Origin of the sequence: Prevotella sp. DNF00663 (assembly GCF_001553265.1) — a bacterium.
In the GTDB taxonomy this organism is placed as follows: Bacteria; Bacteroidota; Bacteroidia; order Bacteroidales; family Bacteroidaceae; genus Prevotella.
In genome coordinates, this window is sequence record NZ_KQ960666.1 from 1 (window position 1) to 4,489 (window position 4,489).

The 4,489-nt window shown below is 37.5% G+C and carries 4 protein-coding genes and 3 pseudogenes; 6 read left to right on the top strand and 1 reads right to left on the bottom strand.

Translation table 11 applies throughout. From position 1 onward, the window contains the following. From HMPREF3034_RS11745 to HMPREF3034_RS11765, 5 genes and pseudogenes are all read left to right on the top strand, one after another. Nucleotides 1-432, top strand: a 432-nt coding sequence (locus HMPREF3034_RS11745) for a DUF6577 family protein (RefSeq protein ID WP_369796380.1), incomplete at its 5' end; no start/stop codon positions are given. Then, nucleotides 429-668 (top strand): annotated as a pseudogene (locus HMPREF3034_RS11750) (nucleotidyl transferase AbiEii/AbiGii toxin family protein); the annotation flags it as partial. The gene HMPREF3034_RS11745 and the pseudogene HMPREF3034_RS11750, both read left to right, overlap by 4 nt. A 258-nt stretch (nt 669-926) precedes the next feature. Beyond that, nucleotides 927-1,853 carry an Abi family protein gene (locus HMPREF3034_RS11760; protein ID WP_062435733.1) on the top strand — a complete coding sequence of 309 codons (927 nt, stop codon included), beginning with the start codon at nt 927-929 and terminating at the stop codon, nt 1,851-1,853. 162 nt (nt 1,854-2,015) lie between these two features. After that, nucleotides 2,016-2,225: pseudogene (locus tag HMPREF3034_RS12750) on the top strand (helix-turn-helix domain-containing protein). A gap of 375 nt (nt 2,226-2,600) precedes the next feature. Then, a complete protein-coding gene (locus tag HMPREF3034_RS11765; protein ID WP_062435736.1) occupies nt 2,601-3,554 on the top strand; it encodes an Abi family protein in 954 nt (317 codons plus the stop codon). A 41-nt stretch (nt 3,555-3,595) separates the two neighbouring features. Here the strand turns inward: HMPREF3034_RS11765 and HMPREF3034_RS13190 are convergent. Continuing rightward, nucleotides 3,596-3,742: pseudogene (locus HMPREF3034_RS13190) on the bottom strand (DNA methylase); the annotation flags it as partial. Between the two features lie 332 nt (nt 3,743-4,074). Between HMPREF3034_RS13190 and HMPREF3034_RS11770 the strand changes: the two are divergent. Further along, nucleotides 4,075-4,314, top strand: coding sequence for a hypothetical protein (locus HMPREF3034_RS11770; protein WP_062435739.1), 240 nt, complete (start codon nt 4,075-4,077; stop codon nt 4,312-4,314). Nucleotides 4,315-4,489: the final 175 nt, after the last annotated feature.

The window sequence follows — 4,489 nt, forward strand, 5'->3', positions numbered from 1 at the left end:
CCAGCGTGGGTCAAATTAGTGTGGCTTTTCCACCTGTCGTATAATAACAATATCTATACAGAAACGGAACGTGATGCCACTGAAACCATTTTCCACTTTGTACAGGATATGCACGAACGCAGTTTCCTTTCTCCGAAGGAAGACATGATGTCCGATTATATTCGGTTGGACAAAAGATCCTATATCGTAAAGCCTCTTGTCTCAGAGTCTCCCATACAGGAAATAAACGGCATCAATGTACCAACAATCGAGAAGCTTTTAGTTGATATCCAATGCGATAAGGATTTCTTTTACATGCAGGGGCAGGAAGCTCTTTACATGATGCAGAATACTTTTGCTAACTATAATGTAAATGTAGGTATGCTGTTGCGGTATGCCTCACGGCGCAATATTAAACCGCAAATAGAAAAATATATCAAGGAATTTGTATAATCAAGAAAGAATGTATGACTACAGAATGGATAAAGACCATATCTGTTCGTAACAAATATAAAGACTTTAACCTGATAGAGAAAGTCATCAGGGCTATGTCCCTGCTGGAGATGCTGAAATTGTCTGATTGCCCTTTCTGTTTCAAGGGCGGTTCTGCTCTGATGCTTATTTTGGGTGAGTCTGCTCACCGACTATCCATCGACATTGACATTATCTGTCCACTCGGGACGGATATTTGCAACTGTGCCGAAAAATTCCCAATCTTAAAGCCAATGTCAGGTTACTTTTCCTTCTGGAAGAGATAGTTGAAATGATACGGAAGCAGGTTGGTAATTTTTGTCACTTAAAAAATATCGGCAATTATTTTGCTGAAACAAAAATAATACTTACCTTTGCAAGCAGAAAGTTGGTTGCGGTTTTTCCGCACACGAAGATAACAGTACTCGCTTGGCATACCGTAAGATCTGCCGGCGAGTCATTTTTTTATATATACTATGGCAAATAAAAAATCACGTTCCATTCAGGAACAAATCGATTTACTGAAAGATAGGGGCATGATTATAGAAGACGAGGAGTTTGCCCGTCTTCACTTGAGTCATATCAGCTACTACCGATTAAAGGGGTACTGGTGGGATATGCAAAAGGACAGAGACCATCATATATTTATGGAGGAATCCAGATTTGAGGATGTTATCTCACGTTATTTCTTCGACAAGGAATTACGCCTGATACTGTTTGATGCCATTGAAGCGATAGAGATAGCACTACGAACAAAAATGATTTATCATCTCTCACAATCTTTTGGCGGGCTATTCTATACCGACAAAAAACTCTTTGTAAATGAATCTCTCCACCAACAGCATATAGAGGATTTGATGAGCGAATTTATGCGCAGTGGTGAAGTCTTTATAAAAGAATACAAACGCAAATACGGAGTGTGGCAAGACGGGAAATGTACATCATTTACCCAGCAGCCTGATGCGTGGGTGATTTTTGAGGTGGCAACTTTCGGTACCCTTTCAAAGATATACAAGAATCTCTGTCATCAGTTACCGGAAAAGGCGAGAATTGCCAATGACTTCGGGCTTAACATACACACGGAACTCTCAAGCTGGCTCGAAGCTATATCCTATTTGAGGAATATTGTAGCCCATCATTCCAGAGTTTGGAGTCGGAATATGGTAAAACGACCTATGGACATCAACAATCCCAAAGGTATATGGCTGAGAAATCCTCTTTCGGAGTTTGCCAAGAAAAAGCCATATCTGATAATTACCTCTATGTTGTACCTGTGCAATGCTATCAATGCCGGAGACACTTACAAAAAGAAAATTATCTCATTGATAGAAGAACGTCCGGATATTCCAATTTACAAGATTGGCTTCCCTAACCATTGGAATAAAGAACCTATCTGGCAATAATGAATTTATGGAGATAATTCAACCAATTATCATACACAATATAAGAATGCCAAGATAAAAATTTTTCAAAAATCGAAAGTCAAGCACAAGAACAAGTGCTTGACTTTCATTTGGATAACCAATACATATTTAGTGTCTCCATTTGGGTCTGAAACTCTGTGAATGGCTATCTTCTTCTTTATTTTGAACAGGAGACGATTGAGATCCGAATATTTGGACATAATCGATGTTTCCAAGATTCTTAAAGTGGAGCAAAAGACCATCTACAACTAGGTTTGGGCTGGGAAAATCCCCTTTCTCAAGGCTAACGGTCGATTGCTTTTCCTTCGGGAAGAGATAGATGAAATGATACGGAAGCGAGATGGTTGGTAATTGATTTCCTGATTAGATTATTTTTGTTGTGTAAATGCAAGTGTTTACATAACAAAATAATTACCTTTACAAGTAAAAAGTTGGTTGCGGATTTACCGCACACAAAGATAACAGTACTCGCTTATTTCTTTGATAAGGAATTTACCATAGATTGTTTGAAACTATTGAACCGATAAAGATAGCGTTGCAGACAAAAATTATTTGTAATTTCTACATTTGATGCTACTTTTAATGGAAAATTCATCGCTTACAATGATTTTTTCGGCATTTTCCTTGCGCATTCAAAAAAAAACAGTAATTTTGCAATCAATATGACCTCCCACGCTTCTCATCAGAACAGCGCACCCGGGGAGGTCTTCGAGTTTATATACGGTTATGAGGTACGAAAAGAAGCCCATAGACACATCTGAGCAGGTTAAAAAGCTATGCGATCGAGGACTTAATATTGGAGACGAAAAACTTGCGTCCCAATATCTTTATAACATAAGTTATTATAGATTACGAGCATACACATACCCTTTTCAAAATAACGGGGAAGGTGCTAATCACGAATTTCTGAGAAAGGACATTTCTTTTCAAGATGTGATAGACCTTTATTGTTTTGATAGGCGTTTACGCTCTTTAATCTTCAATGCCATTGAAAAAATCGAGGTGGCATTAAGAACAAGAATCGCCTTAACTTATTCCGTTGATGAAAATGACGCCTTTTGGTTTCTCAATCATAAGTTATACTTTCAGCACGATAAGTTTATCGCATTGACACGCAACGAGATTATAGATGATAAACCTGTTGTAGGGGATTTAATGAAAGAGATCAAGCGAAGTAATGAAGAATTTATAGCTCATTATTATCAAAAGTATAGCGAACCTGCTTTTCCGCCAGCGTGGATGACCTTAGAGGTTGTTTCTATGGGAACATTGAGTAAGTTGTTCTTTGCTTTGGACAAGAATAATCTTTCTAGTAAAACAATTTGCAGAGATTTGGGACTATACAATGTCGATATTCTGAAGAATTGGATGCACGGTTTATCGTCTTTACGCAATACTTGTGCCCATCATAGTCGTGTATGGAATCGCCGCTTTACAATAGGCTTGAAGTTTCCTTATAGAACGAATTATCCTTTCTTGTCAAAGCAAGAAGCTGATACGATAAGGAACAATAAGTTATTTGCCTACTTATCTGTAATTTTGTATTTGCAGCAAATAATCAGTCCTGACAGCTCATTTAGAAAGAGTTTGCTCACCCTATTGGAAAAATCTCCCAAATTGGTAGTTTTGAAAGACATGGGCTTTCCTGAAAAATGGAGAGAATACTCTTTGTGGAAATAATATAATACGATGGTGTATCAATTATGACACACCATCGCTATTTATCTTAGTCTGGATTTTACAATATATCCCTTACTTTCTTCTTGTTTGTTTCTATTATTCATAGAACTTGAATAAATTACCCCCTCCTCTTCCTTTTTAGTATTTAGGCTATTACTACTATTTTGTCTTAAATACTCGGGTTGGTCTATGGGGCACAGAACGAAGCGTATAAAATGAGTTGAGGATAAAAACGGCTTATTGCTTTATGTTTCAAAGAGTTATGCGTATTGATAGAATATGATCCTGTAAAACGAAACGTTTACATTGCTTTAATTTCGGTTTACATTTGAGGCTTGATGAGGCTTATTAAGTTGGCGAAAGACTCACATTGGTTTACAGAAGGCTTACATAGAACAATGAGGAGAATAAAGAGGGCAGTAAATCTGCTCTTTTTTATTGGTGTTTTATAAAAAAATAAAGTTCTATTTTATTCCATATAATTATTATTTGGTATATTTGCAATATAAAATAATAGATTATGGCAAAGGTTATACACGTACATTTGATACACGGATTAAAGGAAACGAAACGGAAAGACTGGTATTTCAGCAGTATTTCTGCCGTTTATACAGTATTTACGCCTGAACAGGTAGGTGCTACACGTAATTATTTGCTCCATGCCGGGCTTTCAGGCAATGGTACGATTATCACGAAACGGGCCGTAATAAAGCAATCTACGCTCATTTCGGGTGGTTCTGGGGCAACGTATAAAGACTAAGAAAGAAAAGGCTTAGAACGACATTAAAACGCCGTTTGAGAGGGTGGTAAAATCAGCGTGGTTTTATCACCCTTTTTTCGTGTCTCAGGGGGTAATTTTTATGGATGGGGTTACAGGTGGGGTTACAAAGTGGGGTTACATTTTTACGCGAGTTCGGGATAAGAAAAGCTTTAGA

Bases quoted from the DNA above. Each gene is read 5' to 3' on its own strand.
- HMPREF3034_RS11760 (WP_062435733.1), top strand. From the start codon at position 927: ATGGCAAATAAAAAATCACGTTCCATTCAGGAACAAATCGATTTACTG.
- HMPREF3034_RS11765 (WP_062435736.1), top strand. From the start codon at position 2,601: ATGAGGTACGAAAAGAAGCCCATAGACACATCTGAGCAGGTTAAAAAG.
- HMPREF3034_RS11770 (WP_062435739.1), top strand. From the start codon at position 4,075: ATGGCAAAGGTTATACACGTACATTTGATACACGGATTAAAGGAAACG.